The 15,034-nt window shown below is 53.9% G+C and carries 14 protein-coding genes; 11 read left to right on the plus strand and 3 right to left on the minus strand.

What is annotated here, in order from left to right:
• Nucleotides 1-49 precede the first annotated feature (49 nt).
• On the minus strand, nucleotides 50-1,276 hold the full coding sequence (locus P9H32_RS06785; protein WP_322608132.1) for a pyrophosphate--fructose-6-phosphate 1-phosphotransferase: 1,227 nt from the start codon (nucleotides 1,274-1,276) through the stop codon (nucleotides 50-52).
• 238 nt (nucleotides 1,277-1,514) lie between these two features.
• Here P9H32_RS06785 and P9H32_RS06790 point away from each other — a divergent pair, with 238 nt between their 5' ends.
• From P9H32_RS06790 to P9H32_RS06825, 8 genes are all read left to right on the plus strand, one after another.
• Nucleotides 1,515-2,843, plus strand: a complete 1,329-nt coding sequence (locus P9H32_RS06790; RefSeq protein WP_322608133.1) for an ankyrin repeat domain-containing protein — start codon at nucleotides 1,515-1,517, stop codon at nucleotides 2,841-2,843.
• A gap of 39 nt (nucleotides 2,844-2,882) precedes the next feature.
• Nucleotides 2,883-3,740, plus strand: a complete 858-nt coding sequence (locus P9H32_RS06795; RefSeq protein WP_322608134.1) for an LpxI family protein — start codon at nucleotides 2,883-2,885, stop codon at nucleotides 3,738-3,740.
• A gap of 48 nt (nucleotides 3,741-3,788) precedes the next feature.
• Nucleotides 3,789-4,913 (plus strand): lipid-A-disaccharide synthase, encoded by a 1,125-nt coding sequence (lpxB, locus tag P9H32_RS06800; protein WP_322608135.1) that lies wholly within the window; start codon nucleotides 3,789-3,791, stop codon nucleotides 4,911-4,913.
• A 152-nt stretch (nucleotides 4,914-5,065) separates the two neighbouring features.
• Nucleotides 5,066-7,051, plus strand: a complete 1,986-nt coding sequence (locus tag P9H32_RS06805) for a hypothetical protein (protein ID WP_322608136.1) — start codon at nucleotides 5,066-5,068, stop codon at nucleotides 7,049-7,051.
• A gap of 172 nt (nucleotides 7,052-7,223) precedes the next feature.
• On the plus strand, nucleotides 7,224-8,195 hold the full coding sequence (locus tag P9H32_RS06810) for an aldolase catalytic domain-containing protein (RefSeq protein WP_322608137.1): 972 nt from the start codon (nucleotides 7,224-7,226) through the stop codon (nucleotides 8,193-8,195).
• 183 nt (nucleotides 8,196-8,378) lie between these two features.
• Nucleotides 8,379-9,053, plus strand: coding sequence for an FMN-dependent NADH-azoreductase (locus P9H32_RS06815; RefSeq protein ID WP_322608138.1), 675 nt, complete (start codon nucleotides 8,379-8,381; stop codon nucleotides 9,051-9,053).
• Nucleotides 9,054-9,057: 4 nt separating this feature from the next.
• Nucleotides 9,058-9,675 (plus strand): phosphoribosylanthranilate isomerase, encoded by a 618-nt coding sequence (locus tag P9H32_RS06820; RefSeq protein ID WP_322608139.1) that lies wholly within the window; start codon nucleotides 9,058-9,060, stop codon nucleotides 9,673-9,675.
• Nucleotides 9,675-10,544: a glutamate--tRNA ligase family protein gene (locus P9H32_RS06825; protein WP_322608140.1), complete on the plus strand. Its 870-nt coding sequence runs from the start codon at nucleotides 9,675-9,677 to the stop codon at nucleotides 10,542-10,544. The genes P9H32_RS06820 and P9H32_RS06825 overlap by 1 nt, the downstream gene beginning before the upstream one ends.
• 18 nt (nucleotides 10,545-10,562) lie before the next feature.
• Here the strand turns inward: P9H32_RS06825 and P9H32_RS06830 are convergent, their stop codons facing one another.
• Nucleotides 10,563-11,387 (minus strand): PaaX family transcriptional regulator C-terminal domain-containing protein, encoded by an 825-nt coding sequence (locus P9H32_RS06830; RefSeq protein WP_322608141.1) that lies wholly within the window; start codon nucleotides 11,385-11,387, stop codon nucleotides 10,563-10,565.
• Between the two features lie 163 nt (nucleotides 11,388-11,550).
• Here P9H32_RS06830 and trpB point away from each other — a divergent pair, with 163 nt between their 5' ends.
• Nucleotides 11,551-12,747 (plus strand): tryptophan synthase subunit beta, encoded by a 1,197-nt coding sequence (trpB, locus tag P9H32_RS06835; protein WP_322608142.1) that lies wholly within the window; start codon nucleotides 11,551-11,553, stop codon nucleotides 12,745-12,747.
• 449 nt (nucleotides 12,748-13,196) lie between these two features.
• Here the strand turns inward: trpB and P9H32_RS06840 are convergent, their stop codons facing one another.
• Nucleotides 13,197-13,421 (minus strand): hypothetical protein, encoded by a 225-nt coding sequence (locus P9H32_RS06840; RefSeq protein ID WP_322608143.1) that lies wholly within the window; start codon nucleotides 13,419-13,421, stop codon nucleotides 13,197-13,199.
• 67 nt (nucleotides 13,422-13,488) lie between these two features.
• Between P9H32_RS06840 and P9H32_RS06845 the strand changes: the two genes are divergently transcribed.
• Together P9H32_RS06845 and gmk are read left to right on the plus strand one after the other, a co-directional pair.
• On the plus strand, nucleotides 13,489-14,370 hold the full coding sequence (locus P9H32_RS06845) for a YicC/YloC family endoribonuclease (RefSeq protein ID WP_322608144.1): 882 nt from the start codon (nucleotides 13,489-13,491) through the stop codon (nucleotides 14,368-14,370).
• A 15-nt stretch (nucleotides 14,371-14,385) separates the two neighbouring features.
• Nucleotides 14,386-15,033, plus strand: coding sequence for a guanylate kinase (gene gmk, locus P9H32_RS06850; RefSeq protein ID WP_322608145.1), 648 nt, complete (start codon nucleotides 14,386-14,388; stop codon nucleotides 15,031-15,033).
• Nucleotide 15,034 lies beyond the last annotated feature (1 nt).

Here is a 15,034-nt window from a genome sequence, read left to right on the forward strand (position 1 = left end):
TGACGGGTAATCCGTGAGATATTCACGGCTTAATCGTCTCTTTTCACGTTTAGTGGCTGACTTCGACTTTGGCACCTTTGGCCTGGCCGATGTCGGCGAGCAGTTCACCGAACCACGGTTCGTCGATGTTGAACGGTTTTCCGCCGGCGATGCGCGGGAATTCGCAGGCGCGGAGTTCGTCGTTCTTATCTTCGTCGTGACCGACGACACCGCCGATGCCTGCGATGGCGGAATCGACCGCAACGTCGCAGCATTCTTTGATGAGTTTGAGGTCGGCTTCGTTGGAAGCTGCGGCACGGGCATAGTAACCGGATTTCTGAATCAGTACTTTTTCAGCACCGAGCAGTTTGGCGAACTGTTTGCCGAACCAGGCACCGGGATTAATGGTGTCGAGTTTCACGTGACCGAAGGCATCGCGGACAATTTCTTCGCCGGCGGCTTCTTTTTCCTTAATGATGGCATCAACGCCGGCTCCTTCGGAAATGAAGATGTTCACGTTATCGACGTCGTCCATGACCTTTTTCAGGCGGGCGGCTTCAGCGGCAATATCGACATCCATTTCCGGAACGAAGACGGCGTGGACATCTTTGCGTTCTTTGGAAAGACCGATGTTGGGCAGGAAGTCGAGCTCTTCGAGACGTTCGTGGTAAACTTTTGCAGTGTAGGCGGTGAGCCATCCGCAGTTGCGTCCCATGACTTCGTGGATGATGAGCATGCGCGGGTTGGCGTTATGTTCGGCCACTACATTTTCGAAGTAGCGCGCGCCTTCTTCGGCTGCGGTCCATGCGCCGAGGGACTGTTTGATCGGGAAGACGTCGTTGTCGATGGTTTTGGGCAGGCCGACCACGATCAGCTTGTAATCATTTTCGGCGAGATAGGCCGCAAGATCGGCCGCCGTGGTGTTGGTGTCGTCGCCGCCAATGGTGTGAATCACATCGACGCCGTCTTTGACCAGCTGGTCGGCCGCGACCTGCAGCGGATCCTGACCGGGCTCGACGAGGCCGCGTTTTTCGCAGTCTTTCACGTTGGTGAGTTTGACGCGGCTGTTTCCGATCGGGGAGCCTCCGTGTTTGTAGAGGATGGACGCATTCTGGCGGATTTCATCAGTAACCGTGATGGAATCGCCGAGCAATAGGCCTTTATAGCCGCCGACATAGGCGATGATTTCTGTTTCCGGTGAAACTTCAGTGTAACGTTCGATCAGGCGACCGACTGCGGTGGAGAGACAGGGCGCGAGTCCGCCGGCAGTCAGTAGAGCAACTTTCTTAACAGCCATGTTTAATTCCTTTCGATTGAGGTGTTTAAAAATGAAGCGCAAATAATGGGAATCGAGGCCGAAAACGCAAGCGGGAATTGCCTGCAATCGGTAAGGTGTTTTCAGGCGCGGATCCCATGGAGTGAAGAATCGGCCGCGATCCGGTCAGTTGATACGGCTCCATTTGCGGTTCAGCGAGGTTGAGCTTCCGGTCGTCAGCATGCTAACCTGCTGGCGAACAGAACGGGATATTTTTTTTATGGCGGATCTATTCATTGTACGGGGACGGTTACGTTTTTCGGCCCTGCTCGGGCTGGTACTGACGGCCTTGTCCGGTTTGGCCACCTGGCATTTTTACGGGCAGCTCGAATTTGAACTCGATGACCGGAAGTTTCTTTTTTCAGCGATTCTCACGGGGGCACTGGCGCTGGGAACGGTTGGGTTGTTTATCACATTTCTGGCGGCTCAGTGGTTTATGAATCCGTCGCGGAGTCTGACGGACCGGCTCGATTCGTTTCCATGGTGGGTTGTGGGCATGCTGTTGGTGCTGGTGCTGATCGGCGGGGCCGGATATTTTGTGGCGCACTACCAGAGTGCGGCACAAAGCGAGTTTGATCTGCTGAGGGCGGGAAAGTGGAGTGAGCTGGAACAGCGGGTTTCTGCCAATCCCCGGCTGTTCACCCGGAAAGATGCTGCCGGACAGACGATGATTCAGGTGGCCTATCGTGAAAATTATCCCGAGGCTTTCGGGCTGCTGGCCAATCTCGGCGCTCCGCCGGTGGATCTTGATCCTCGCGGCGGAAGTCCCGTGCTGGCTTCGTTGGGCAACCTTCCGATGCTCGAAGTGCTGCTTAATGCCGGGCTGACCCCGAGTATTAACGATGTTGACGGTACTCCGGCTGTGCATCGTGCGGCGGAACGATCCGATTCCGCCGCACTCAAGCTGCTTATCAAGGCCGGCGCAGGAGTCGATGAGCGCAACGGTCTTTACCGCACCGCACTGATGCAGTGTGTCGGGAATGCTGCGCTGCAACAGGCCCGTGTCCTGTTGGCGGCTGGTGCAGATGTGAACACATTCGATCAGCGCGGAGACACGGCTCTGCATATTGCAGTTCGGCGTCGCAGTGTTCCTGCTGTTGAGCTGCTGTTGGAGAACGGCGCGGATGCGGATAGTTTTAATTTTTTGCACCAAACCCCGCTGCACCTTGCCGCTGAAGGAGGGCAGGATCAGCTGGTGAAATTATTTGCCGATACTCTTGAAAATATTGATTTGATTGATGAGGAAAATCGCACCCCGCTTGAAACCGCACTGGCTAACCGGCACTATGAAACCGCCACCCTGCTCATGGAGTCCGGAGCCGATACGGACCGTATTCTTGGCGATAGAAAAACCATACTTCATCATGCAATCGAGAACCGGGAATATGCCATTGCCCGTTTCCTGCTGCGTTCCGGAGCCCGTGCGGATATTCCTGATAGCGACGGACTGACCGCTCTCGATGTGTGCAAAGTCAAAGAACTGCAGGGACTCGTTGAAATGATTGAAGGTGTTCCTGACTCTGAAGAAGATCTGCCCGAAGAAAATTGATTTTCCAAGGGTTGTTTTTTGGGGCACTATGCCGCGGATATGAACGAGGTACCTGAATCACTGATCATTGTTGCCGGGCGTGATGCCTATCCGCTGATGCTGGTGCGTGCTGCACGCGACGCCGGGGTGAAGCGCATTGAGGTGCTTGCTTTTAAAGGGGAGACGCGCCGCGAAATTGCAGCGATGGCGGATAAAATGCATTGGGTGAATCTCGGCAGTATGCAGCGCTTTCTGGATACGCTTGCTTCCATTGGAATTCCGAAATGCATGATGGTTGGGCAGATTGCACCGAAAAATCTTTTTACCGTCCGGATGGATAAACTTGCGCTTGAGATGTACCGCAAGCTGGATTTCAAAAATGCACACACCATTTTTGGCGCGGTGGTGGAGGCTGTTGAAAATCTCGGAATTGAAATTCTTCCGGGCAATACGTTCATGGAATGCTATACACCGAAAAAGGGACTGCTCAGTAAACGGGCTCCGACGGAGCGGGAGCAGGCCGATATTGAGCTGGGACTTAAACTGGTTAAGGGCACCAGCGACTTCGAAATCGGCCAGACTGTGGCTCTTAAAGAGGGCATGATTGTTGCGGTTGAGGCGTTCGAGGGGACCAATCAATGCATCAAACGTGCGGGCCGGGTTGGTAAAGCCGGCTGTGTGGTTGTGAAAGTTCCAAAGGTTGGACACGATATGCGGTTTGATATTCCGGTGGTTGGAACCAAAACCTTTAAAATCATGAAGCGCGCCAGGGTTTCCTGTCTGGCGGTGGAGGCCGGAAAAACGATCCTGCTTGAACAGGAAAAACTGATTCAGCTTGCCGATCAATTCGATATGGCCTTTGTGGCAGTGGATACCCGTTTTTCTACTGCAGAGAACGCGGAGACACAGAGAACATGAGCCTCTGTGTGTTTCAATATGCTCTGGCGAAGCGGGTGGTTGATTAAGATGAATCAATCCCTTCTAGTGGTAGCCGGCGAGATTTCGGGGGATTTGCATGCCTCGAAAGTGGTGCAGCGGTTTAAGGATCAATCGCCCGACATCGTGTGGTGGGGGATCGGCGGCGATCATCTGAAGGCCGAAGGGGTGGAGCTGTTGCAGCATACGGACCGCATGGGGGTCATGGGCATCGTCGAGGTGCTGAAGCAATATTCCTTTTTCAAGGGCGTGCTGAAACAGGTTTTGGAGGAAGTGGATAAGCGTAAGCCGGAAAAAGCGCTGCTGGTTGATTATCCGGGGTTCAATTTGCGTCTGGCTCCGGAGCTTAAAAAACGCGGGGTGAAGGTCTGTTATTATATTTCGCCGAAGGTCTGGGCCTGGAATAAAAAGCGGATTCCGAAAATGGCGGAATGCATTGATCATCTGATGGTTATTTTTCCGTTCGAAGTGGAGCTGTTTAAGGGAACGGGGCTGAAAGTCGATTTTGTCGGTAATCCGCTGGTGGAGCAGATCGACGATTTTATGAAAACGGAACCGTTGGATCTGCCCTGGCAGTCAGAGCGGCGAGTGGCCCTGTTGCCGGGGAGCCGGAAGCAGGAGATCGAGCGGATTCTGCCCTCTATTCTTTCTGCGGCAAAATTGCTGGAGCAGAAAATTCCGGATCTTTCATTCATGATTGCCACGCCGAATGAGCGGATCGAAAAGCGGGTGAATGAACATATTTTCCAATCCTTGGAAAAGCCGGCGCGGCTGAATGTGGTCTGCGGAAATGCGCGCGAGGTGATGCGTCAGGCCGATGCGGCGATGGTGACGTCGGGGACGGCGACGCTGGAGACGGCGCTGATTGGCACGCCCCATATTCTGGTGTATAAAACCAGCGCCTTTACCTATTGGTTCGCCCGTTCGGTGGTGAAGATCCGCCATATCGGGCTGGTGAATATTATTTCTGAAAAAACGGTCTGTCCTGAGCTGATTCAGGAGGCCGCGTCGCCGGAGGCGATGGCCGCGGAAACCGAGAAGCTGTTAACGGCATCGCCGGAAATCGAGGCGATGAGGGCCGGGTATTCCGAACTTCGGAAGCGGCTGGGCGACCGTGCCGCCGCACAGCAGGTTGCGCAGATCCTGGCGGACTGAAGCGGCGTGCGGCATTAATCCGTGCTCTGAATAGGGGTATGTTTTTATCATATAAACTTGTCAAGAATTTTAAATTCAGGCTTTTCATCCGGCGGTGATCTGGCAGGTTTTCCCCAGCCCGGAAATGATTCCGGGCCAAACGGGAGAATTTCATGAAAGCACTGCGCAGCATGCACGTTCCCGGGATTTCGATCCTACTGGTTTTCGCCAGCACGTTCGCCTCATACGCCGCAGGTCTCACCAACGGCGGAAATCATACGGGAACCATTACGACGAACGATGTCACGGATACCTGGACCTTTTCCGCAGATGCGGGGGATGCCATTATTCTGCGGATCGGGGAGATTACGACGTCCTATGGCCTGTTTTCGCCGTGGATCCGGCTCTACGGTCCGGGCGGTGCCCTTATTGAAGGGAACGCGGCGGCTACCGATGCGCGGATCAGTTATGCGGCAACGACCGGCGGCGTCTATTCGGTGGTGGTTGAGAATTTTGATCCGGGCGGCGCGGGTACGTACAAGTTGCGGTATGCCAACGCCGGCCAGTCGTTTGCCGTCCCGGCCGGCGATGAGGGCGGCGCGCTGACCAACGGAGAAAATCATTCCGGAGCGATCGGTCTGGCGGATCTGGATATGTGGACCTTCCGTGCGGATGCCGGGGATACCGTTCGATTGAGAATTGCCGAGGTTTCGACTGATCTCGGGGCTTTTTCGCCCTGGATCCAGCTTTACGGGCCGGATGGATCTTTAATTGAACAGGATACAAATTCGTCAGATGCGGAGGTTGTCCATGCGGCGACCATTGGGGGCGTTTATACGGTGCTGGTTGAAAACTATGCTTCGGCCGGCGCAGGCACGTACAAGCTGCGGTATGCCAATACAGGGGAGTCGTTTACCGTTCCGGCGGGCGACGAGGGCGGCGCGCTGACCAACGGGGCGAATCATATCGGGATCACCGAGCTTGCGGATCTGGATCTGTGGACCTTCAGTGCGGACGTGGGAGATTCCATTATTCTGCGGATCGGTGAGGTGTCGACCGAGTTGGGTTCTTTTTCACCCTGGATTCTGCTCTACGGACCGGACGGATCTGTTATTGCACAGGATGCGAATTCGTCTGATGCGCAGATCGTTCATTCGGCCCTTACCGGTGGCGTTTATACCGTGGTGGTTGAAAACTATATTTCGGGCGGTGCAGGTTCGTACAATCTGCGCTATGCGAATATCGGAAAATCCTTTGCTGTCCCGTCCGGAGACGAGGGCGGAGCGCTGACCAACGGGGCGAATCATGTGGGGATCACCGAGCTTGCGGATGTTGATTTGTGGACGTTCAGTGCGGATGTGGGGGATTCGATTATCCTGCGCGCTGGCGAGGTGTCGACGGAGCTGGTCGCCTTTTCGCCCTGGCTGCGGCTTTACGGGCCGGACGGTTCTTTCATTAAACACAGTACAAGTTCCTCCGATGCGGAGATCACGCATTCGGCCATGACCGGCGGCGTCTATTCGGTGGTGGTTGAAAACTATGTTTCAGGAGGAGCAGGAACGTACAATCTGCGGTATGCCAACGCCGGATATTCATTTGTTGTCCCGGTCGGCGATGACGGTGGTTCGCTGGCTGCTGATACCTTTCCGGAAGGGGTGGTGGAACTGGGTGACCTCGATCTGTTTGAATTTGCCGCATGTGCGGGGGACCCCATCCAGCTGGATTGCATTGAATTGAGCGATCCGGGTGTCATGACGATTTCGTTGAATCTTTATGATCCCGAGGGTGTGCTGCTGGATGCGGATACCGGATCATCAGAGGCCAATATTCCGATGCTGGCTGCGCCGTCGGCCGGGACCTATACCATTCTGGTGAGCAGCTATAACGGCGGCGGCAACGGAACCTACCGGCTGGAACATAACGGGCTGCAGGACGGAATCCGGCTCTGCTCCGCTGAAGTGACCGAAATGGATGAAATGGTTTTCGGGGTCGGAGCTGAGCCGGGATCGACGAATGTGCTCTGGGCCGCGACCAATCTGGTCTCCGGGTTGTGGGAACCGACGGCGACGAATTTTGCCGATTCCGCCGGGTTTATTGTTCTGTACAACCGACTGGAGGTGTCGGAGAAGCAGCGTTTTTTCAAGCTTGAGCAGCACTGATCCGCCGCATGCGTTTCAGGGAAGGACCGTCTTCGGGCGGCCTTTTCGGTTTCCAATCCCCGGACAAAGGCCTTGATCACGGTTTTAAATAAATCGGGAAAAGTTTCGTTCATATTTTGAGCGGTGGTATATTCCTCGATTCCTTTTGGGATTTTTTAACACAGGAGAGAGTATGAGTGAGCAGAGTGACAAAAGCGCGGGCTGGGTGACGTTTGATCCGGACTTGAAAATTGTGGACTGCACGGTGCGTGATGGCGGCCTGTGCAATGCGCACAATTTTGAAGACGGTTTTTTTAAAGGGGTTTACGATACCTGCGTGGCCGGTGGTATAGACTATATGGAAGTCGGTTATAAGGCGGATAAAAAACTTTTTCCGGGTAATGAAAACGGGCCCTGGAAATTTTCAAGTGAAGAGGATATCCGCCGCGAAGTGGGTGAAAATGATACCGGCCTGAAACTCTGTGCGATGGCTGACACCGGCCGAACCGACCTGAATGATATTCTGCCGAAAAACGAGTCCGTGCTCGATCTGATTCGCGTGGCCACCTATATCCATCAGATTCCGGCGGCTCTGGAGATTGTGAAGGATGCCAAGGACAAGGGCTATGAAGTGGCGCTGAATCTGATGGCGGTTTCCACGGTGCCCGACTATGAACTTGATAACGGTCTTGAAACGCTACATGACGTCAAAGAAATTGATTTTCTTTATGTGGTCGACAGCTTCGGCTCTCTCTACTACGAGCAGATCGGGGACCTGATTGAGCGCTATAAAAAAACCGGTAAAACGCTGGGCATTCATGCGCACAATAACCAGCAGCTGGCTTACGCCAACACCATGTATGCTGCGATCAACGGCGTTAAAATGCTCGATACCACTATGATGGGGATGGGCCGCGGTGCCGGAAACTGTCCGACGGAACTGCTCGTCGGTTTTCTCAAAAATCCGAAGTTTAATCTGCGCCCGATTCTCGATTTTGTGCAGAACACCATGCATCCGCTCAGCCAGGACATTGACTGGGGATACAGCATTCCGTACATGATTACCGGCCATCAGAATGAACATCCGCGTGCGGCGATGGCGCTGCGGGACAGTGACCGAAAGGATGATTACGTCGGGTTCTATGACGAAATCACCTCGATCTAGCCTGTCTCCAGTTCTTGGAAAAAAGGAGTCCCTTTGGTCTTGCAGAGGGCATTTGCTCTTAGTAGGAGGTAGAGCCCTCTTATTCAGGGATAGGGGTTGTACGGCCCTCGGGCTTTAGGCTATAAACGCCTCTCGATTTGGAAATACCCTTGGGAGAGGGAGAAGATAAGGAGTCCCTTAAAAATGAATGTTTTGCATGTATGCGCGAACCCGAAGCCGACCGAAGAGTCGGTTTCAAAACAGCTGGCTGCGGCCTTCTTTGGAAAACTGATTGAACTGCGGTCAGATGTTGAGCTGGTGAATGTCGATCTTTACGACGAAAAACCGCCGTTCTACTCTTACGAGCTTTACCGCTCTGTCTGGAATCCGGTGTTCGATGAAAACTATGAGCGCTCTAAAGTGGAGGAAATGGCCACGAACTATGCCTCGAAACAGGTCGAACTGTTTAATGCGGCGGATGTGCTTGTTCTGACCATGCCGATGTGGAACTACGGTGTTCCCGGAGCGATGAAAGCCTGGATCGACCAGATTCTCTGCCCGGGCCTGACGTTCGATATCAGCAAAGAAGACGGTGTTAAAGGACTGCATAAAATTAAAAGCATTGTGCTGCTGGTTTCCTCGGGCGGAGTCTACAAGGAAGACGACGAACGTGATGCGCTGTCGCGCCAGATTCGACACGCGTTCGGATTCATCGGCATTGATGAGCTCGAAATCGTCTGGGCGGAAGGCCAGAATCCGCTCTTTTTTGATAACTGCGAAGAGAGCAAAGCTTTTGCGCTGGAGGCTGCCGTTGAAGCAGCCGAAGACATTGCGGAGCTTGATCTGACTCCGGCGGACGAAGAGGTTTCCGCTGAGTAACCCCATGCCGACATTTGTCAAGATTTGCGGAATCTGTTCGGGGCACGACCTCGAGCAGATTTCTGTTTTAAAGCCCGATGCGGTTGGCTTCATTCAATGGCCCGAATCGAAACGCTATGTCCCGGCCGAGGAAGTCGGACAGTGGGAAACGCCGGAAGGGATTAAACGCGTTGGCGTTTTTGTCTGCCCCGGCGAAGCTGAACTGGCGCATGCTGCACAGCATGGCCGGTTTGATGTGATTCAGGTGCATAAGGTGCATGACAGCTGGAACTTTGACCGCAATTTTTTCCAGGAGCTGGAAGTTTGGCGGGCGACGACGCCGGGTGAACTTTATCACTCCGAATCGGGATTCGACTTCGACCGCTTCCTGCTTGATTCCTACGACGAAAAATCCGTCGGCGGAACCGGGAAAACCTGCGACTGGAATATGGCGAAAACTCTGATTCGCGTTACTGAAAAACCGATTCTGCTCGCCGGGGGGCTGACCTCGGACAATGTGGCTGAGGCGATTACGGAGGTCAAGCCGTGGGGGGTGGATGTCAGCTCCGGCGTTGAAAAGGAATTGCGTATAAAGGATATGGATAAGGTCAAGGCCTTTATCGCGGCCGCGCGTAGTGTCTGATGATCACCCGGTTTGCGCCCAGTTTGACCGGATATCTTCATTTGGGGCATGTGCTCCATATGCTTTATGTCTGGGGAATTGCCCGGAAAAGGGGCGCGAAAGTTCTTTTTCGGATTGAGGATCACGACCGTTCGCGCGCCCGGCCGGAATATGAAACCGCTGTTTTCCAGACCCTGGAATGGCTCGGTTTTTTTCCAGACCTTGGAATTTCATCAGCTGCGGAAAAGCCGTCCGAATTTCGTCAAAGCGATGGTTCGGAATATTATCAATCGGTTCTGGACCATCTGGAAAACCGCGGATTGGTTTACGGCTGCCAATGCTCCCGTAAACAGATTGCCGAAACCCAGCCGGAAGGAGCCGGGGAGCTCTTATATTCCGGAACCTGTGCCGAAAAAGGGTTGCCGCTGGAGGGAAATACCGTGCGGTTCCGTACTCCCGGTCGGCAAACTGGTTTTGAAGACCTCAAACTGGGGAGACAGTGCCAGATTCCCTGGCTGCAGTGCGGTGATTTTTCGCTGCGCGACCGGCAGGGGCAGTGGACGTATCAGTTTGCGTGCGTCTGCGACGACATCCGCCATGGTGTTGATCTCGTTATTCGCGGCGAAGACATCCTCTTCAGTACCGCCCGCCAGATCCAGCTTTTCGAGACCCTGGACGCTGCGCCGCCGCAGTATTATCACCATCCGCTCATTTGCGATGAGACCGGTCGAAAGTTGAGCAAGCGCCAGCGGTCGGAAAGCATCACTCAGCTCCGCGAATCGGGCCTTTCGCCCGAAGCCGTCATCGGTCGGGCGCTACACCAGTCCGGACTGTCTCCGTCCGATACACCTTTCACAGCCGAACAGGCCATTCATGAGTATATCATCTAGATCCCCCGATCGTGGGTGTTAGACGATATACTTTTGCAGTTGGTGAGCGACCTTTTTGCGCAGGGTTTTGTGGAGGGCGTGGACGTCTATGCCGAGGTAATTGGTTGGGAGGAGTTCATTGGGCAGCAGGGGATCAAGGTGCATACATTGGATATAGGCTTCGGAATCTTCTTTCAGGAGAATCAGAAGGGCGTCGGCATCGTGGTCGATGTGTTCTAACAGTTTGAGGTTGTGGCGGTACACCGAAAGGTACCGGTTCTGCAGTTTATTAATCCATTCCCAATTCCAGGATGTATCGACGATTTCCCGGGCCTCATGGTGAAGTACGGTACGGGATTCGAGGAGATAAGAAACCGCATCCAGATTGGCGGCGCGTTTGAGGTCATCGTATTCCGGTCGGATATCGCGCGGTGTAATCCATACACTCTTCTGCAGGCCGCCCATGCGCATCCGTTTGAGAAATGCGCGGAGGTTGTCGCGGTAGTGTCGCTCAGCTTCGGGAACATCAAAAATAAGCATGTACCAAATGCCGTTCCAAGAGGTGTTCCATAGTTTTTCCGGTTGGTGGTAGACCGGCAAATACTCTTTTCCCAGGTCGGTCAGTTCCAGTCGGGGCAGTTGGGCCGTTTCCGTGTTTTTTACGATCAATCCGGCTTTTCGGAGGCGGGACATCGAATTGTGATAAGAACGCAGGTTGGGGTAGGTATGCTGCCAGAGGTGAGATCGTCCGGCGGTACGCAGCAACTCGGCTAGATCCTGAAGGAGGTCCATCCATTCCTCCTGCACCCGCCGGCGTACAACGGGCAGTGACCAGTCCGGATGATGAAAACTTTTCCACTTCATAAGTATATTATCTGACTCCCCCGATCGTGGGTATTAGATGATATACTTATGCGGGGCAAGGGAAAATCGGGCGGGGCGGAGGACGGGCTTGGGAAAACAGCCTTGAATTGGTAAGGTTGGGGGCACATTATCCGAATCCGTTTTATTAATGAGGAATTTTGATATGAAACCGACTCAACCTGACAGACACGGCCATTTTGGTGATTATGGCGGCATGTATGTGCCGGAAACGCTGATGGAGCCGCTGAATGAGCTGACGCGCGTATATAAAGAGGTGCGTAAGGACCCGGAGTTTAAGAAGGAGCTGCAGTATTATCTGCGTGAATATGTGGGGCGTCCGACGCCACTGTATTATGCAGAGCGTATGACGGAGCAGCTGGGCACGGCGAAGATATATCTGAAGCGCGAAGATCTGTGTCACACCGGAGCGCACAAGATCAACAACTCGATGGGGCAGGTGTTGCTGGCGAAACGCATGGGCAAAAAGCGCATTATTGCGGAAACCGGTGCGGGACAACATGGGGTGGCGACGGCGACGGTCTGTGCGATGTTTGATATGGAGTGCATTGTCTATATGGGCAAGGTGGATATGGAACGCCAGGCGCTGAATGTGTTCCGAATGGAGAGTCTGGGGGCGACGGTGGTTCCGGTGACGGTCGGCCAGCAGACACTGAAAGAAGCGGTTAACGAGGCTATGCGCGACTGGGTAACAAATATCCGTTCTACGCACTATATTCTCGGTTCGGCGCTGGGGTCGCACCCGTATCCGATGATGGTGCGTGATTTTCAGAGTGTGATCGGAACGGAAGCACGCAAGCAGATTCTCAAGGCTGAGGGACGGCTGCCGGATGCGATTATTGCGTGCGTCGGCGGCGGTTCCAACGCGATCGGGCTGTTTCATCCGTTTATTAAAGATGAAGGGGTTCGCATGATCGGTGTGGAAGCCGGCGGCTTCGGGATTAACGGGGGCATGCATGCAGCGCGGTTTGCCGAGGATAAAATCGGGATTCTTCAGGGTACAAAAACGTATGTGCTGCAGGATGGCGAGGGACAGATTGCTCTGACGCATTCGATCAGTGCGGGGCTGGACTATGCCGCCGTCGGTCCGGAGCACAGCCTGCTGCGCGATCTGGGCCGCGCGGAATATTCTTATGTCACCGACGAAGAGGCGGTGCTCGGATTTGATAAACTGTCGCAGTGGGAAGGCATTCTGCCGGCGCTGGAAAGCTCGCATGCCATCGGCTGGACCATAAAGAATGCGGATGCGTTCAAGAAGGGCGAACTCATCATCATTAATGTTTCAGGCCGCGGCGATAAAGACGTGATGCAGCTGGCTGAATGGAAAGCCAAGAACAGCTGATCGTCGCGAAATCGATGTTTGCAGGAAAGGGTGCCGGATGGTGCCCTTTTTTTATACGTCGATTTTGGAAAATTGTGCGGAACTCCAACCCGGAATTCGGGTTGAATTCATGATAACTTAATGTGGTGTGATTTAGATTCCGGCTTTTGTGGAATCGGATGCAGCAACAAACGTTGAAAATCGTATATACACAGGTGTGTTTATATGAAGGAAGACAAGAGCTGAGAATAAGGCCGGTGACACTGGAGCGTGGTTGCGATGGCCGGTTTGTGTGCATTACTGCTTTTTGCTTTTTAGTCATTTGGCGGGCGTGTGCCGGTGACCGATTCGTGATGTTCAGCCGATCATTCTGGAGGATGAAAGCAACCGCGAAGCCTGCCGGTTGATTGAGATGAATATAAGTGCGGGGTCCGAATAAGTTTCCAAAGACTGGATTTTTTATTCCAAACCTAGGTGTTTTCCTGTTGCACACGGACCAAAGTACCGGTTTCAAGCACACTGGCGGTTTTTCGCGGAGCGAAAGCAAGCTGCCAGGGTCTGAGCAGCATACCGTATTCCGGATCAAGGCTGGCGCGGCCCGGCAAACTGCGCCTGCGGTCCTGAAGGGATTCGGTGATGAGCACTGCACCAACGATCGGTGTTCCGGGGCCATCTTTGATCAATATGCGTGACATGACCTGAAGAATCGGAGATTCTCGCGCTTCATTTCAAGTTTCAAATTCAAGGATCAGGTTCAATTATATGGCATTGAAAAGTATGACAGGTTTTGGTGAGGGGGCCGCGGCGGCTTCGGGGATCCGGGTGTCGGTTGAGCTGAGTTCGGTGAACCGAAAACAACTGGATATCAATGTGAACCTGCCGCGCAATCTGGTTACGCTTGATGCTCAGGTGCAGCGTACGATCCGTGAGCAGTTTTCGCGCGGGCGGGTTTCCGGGATCATTCGGGTGGAAGCGGCCGACGGCTCGGCCGGTTCGGTGACGGTGGATGAAAAGCTGGCGGCGGAATATGTGGCCGGCATCCGTAAGGCGGCGGCAAAGCTGAACCTGAACGAGGATCTCGGGGCAGAACTGATTTCACGTCTGCCGGGCGTCGTAAGTATTGAGCAGCAGGATCTGGATTCCGATCAGGTTTCGGATGTTCTGGCGCAGGCGCTGGGCAAAGCGCTGAAGGGGCTGGCAAAAATGCGGGCCGCTGAAGGAAAGGCGCTGGAGACCGATCTGCGGGAGCGGTTGGCCCTGCTCGACGAGTATACAAAAAATATCCGTAAACTGGCGCCGACGGTGGTCATCACCTATCGCGAAAAGCTTTTCCAAAGACTGGAAGAAGCCGGTCTGACCGATCTGGCTTCTGATGAACGAATCGTGAAAGAGATTGCCCTGTTTGCCGACCGCTGTGATATCAGCGAGGAGCTGACCCGTTTGAAAAGTCATCTGGCGCAGGCGCGCAAACTGCTGCGCTCGAAAGAACCGGTCGGCCGTACGCTGGATTTTCTGTGTCAGGAACTGTTCCGCGAAATCAATACCACGGGGTCGAAGGCCAACGAAGTGGAAATCACCCGGCAGGTGGTGGCGTTTAAAACCGAGCTCGAACGGATTCGCGAGCAGGTGCAGAATATTGAGTAGTTGCAGGAGAAAGATGTGGAAGAAGGTAAACACAAATTGATTCAGGAACAGCCTCCTGTCGCCCGAACTTCGCGACCGTTGCTGATTGTGGTTTCGGCGCCTTCCGGCTGCGGGAAAAGTACACTGTGCGACCGGCTGGTTGAGGAGTTCCCGAAAATTGCTTATTCGGTTTCGTGCACCACCCGCGCGCCGCGAGGCGAAGAGCAGGATGGCGTGGAATATTATTTCCTTTCCAAAAAGGAGTTTAAGGAGCGGATCAAACACGGCGAATTTCTGGAGTGGGCCAAAGTGCACGGAAATTATTACGGAACGCTGGAAGACACGGTTCTTTATTCGATGGAAGAAGGAAGACACATCCTGCTGGATATCGATGTGCAGGGGGCGGCCCAGCTTCGGAAGTCGCTGCAGAAACTGGATCCGCGTCATCCCGTCCGCCGAGGGTTTACCGATATTTTTGTTCTGCCGCCATCGCTCGAAGAACTGGAAAAGCGCCTGCGCGGTCGGGGAACCGATGAGGAAAAGGTGATTCAGAAGCGGCTGGAAGCGGCTGAGGATGAAATGGCCTATGCCAAAAACTACACACACCGGATCATCAATGATGATCTGGAAACCGCCTACGACGATCTGAAATCGATCATACTCACCGGAATGGGGCTGTTCTAAT

It is taken from the genome of Pontiella agarivorans, assembly GCF_034531395.1.
Taxonomy (GTDB): Bacteria; Verrucomicrobiota; Kiritimatiellia; order Kiritimatiellales; family Pontiellaceae; genus Pontiella; species Pontiella agarivorans.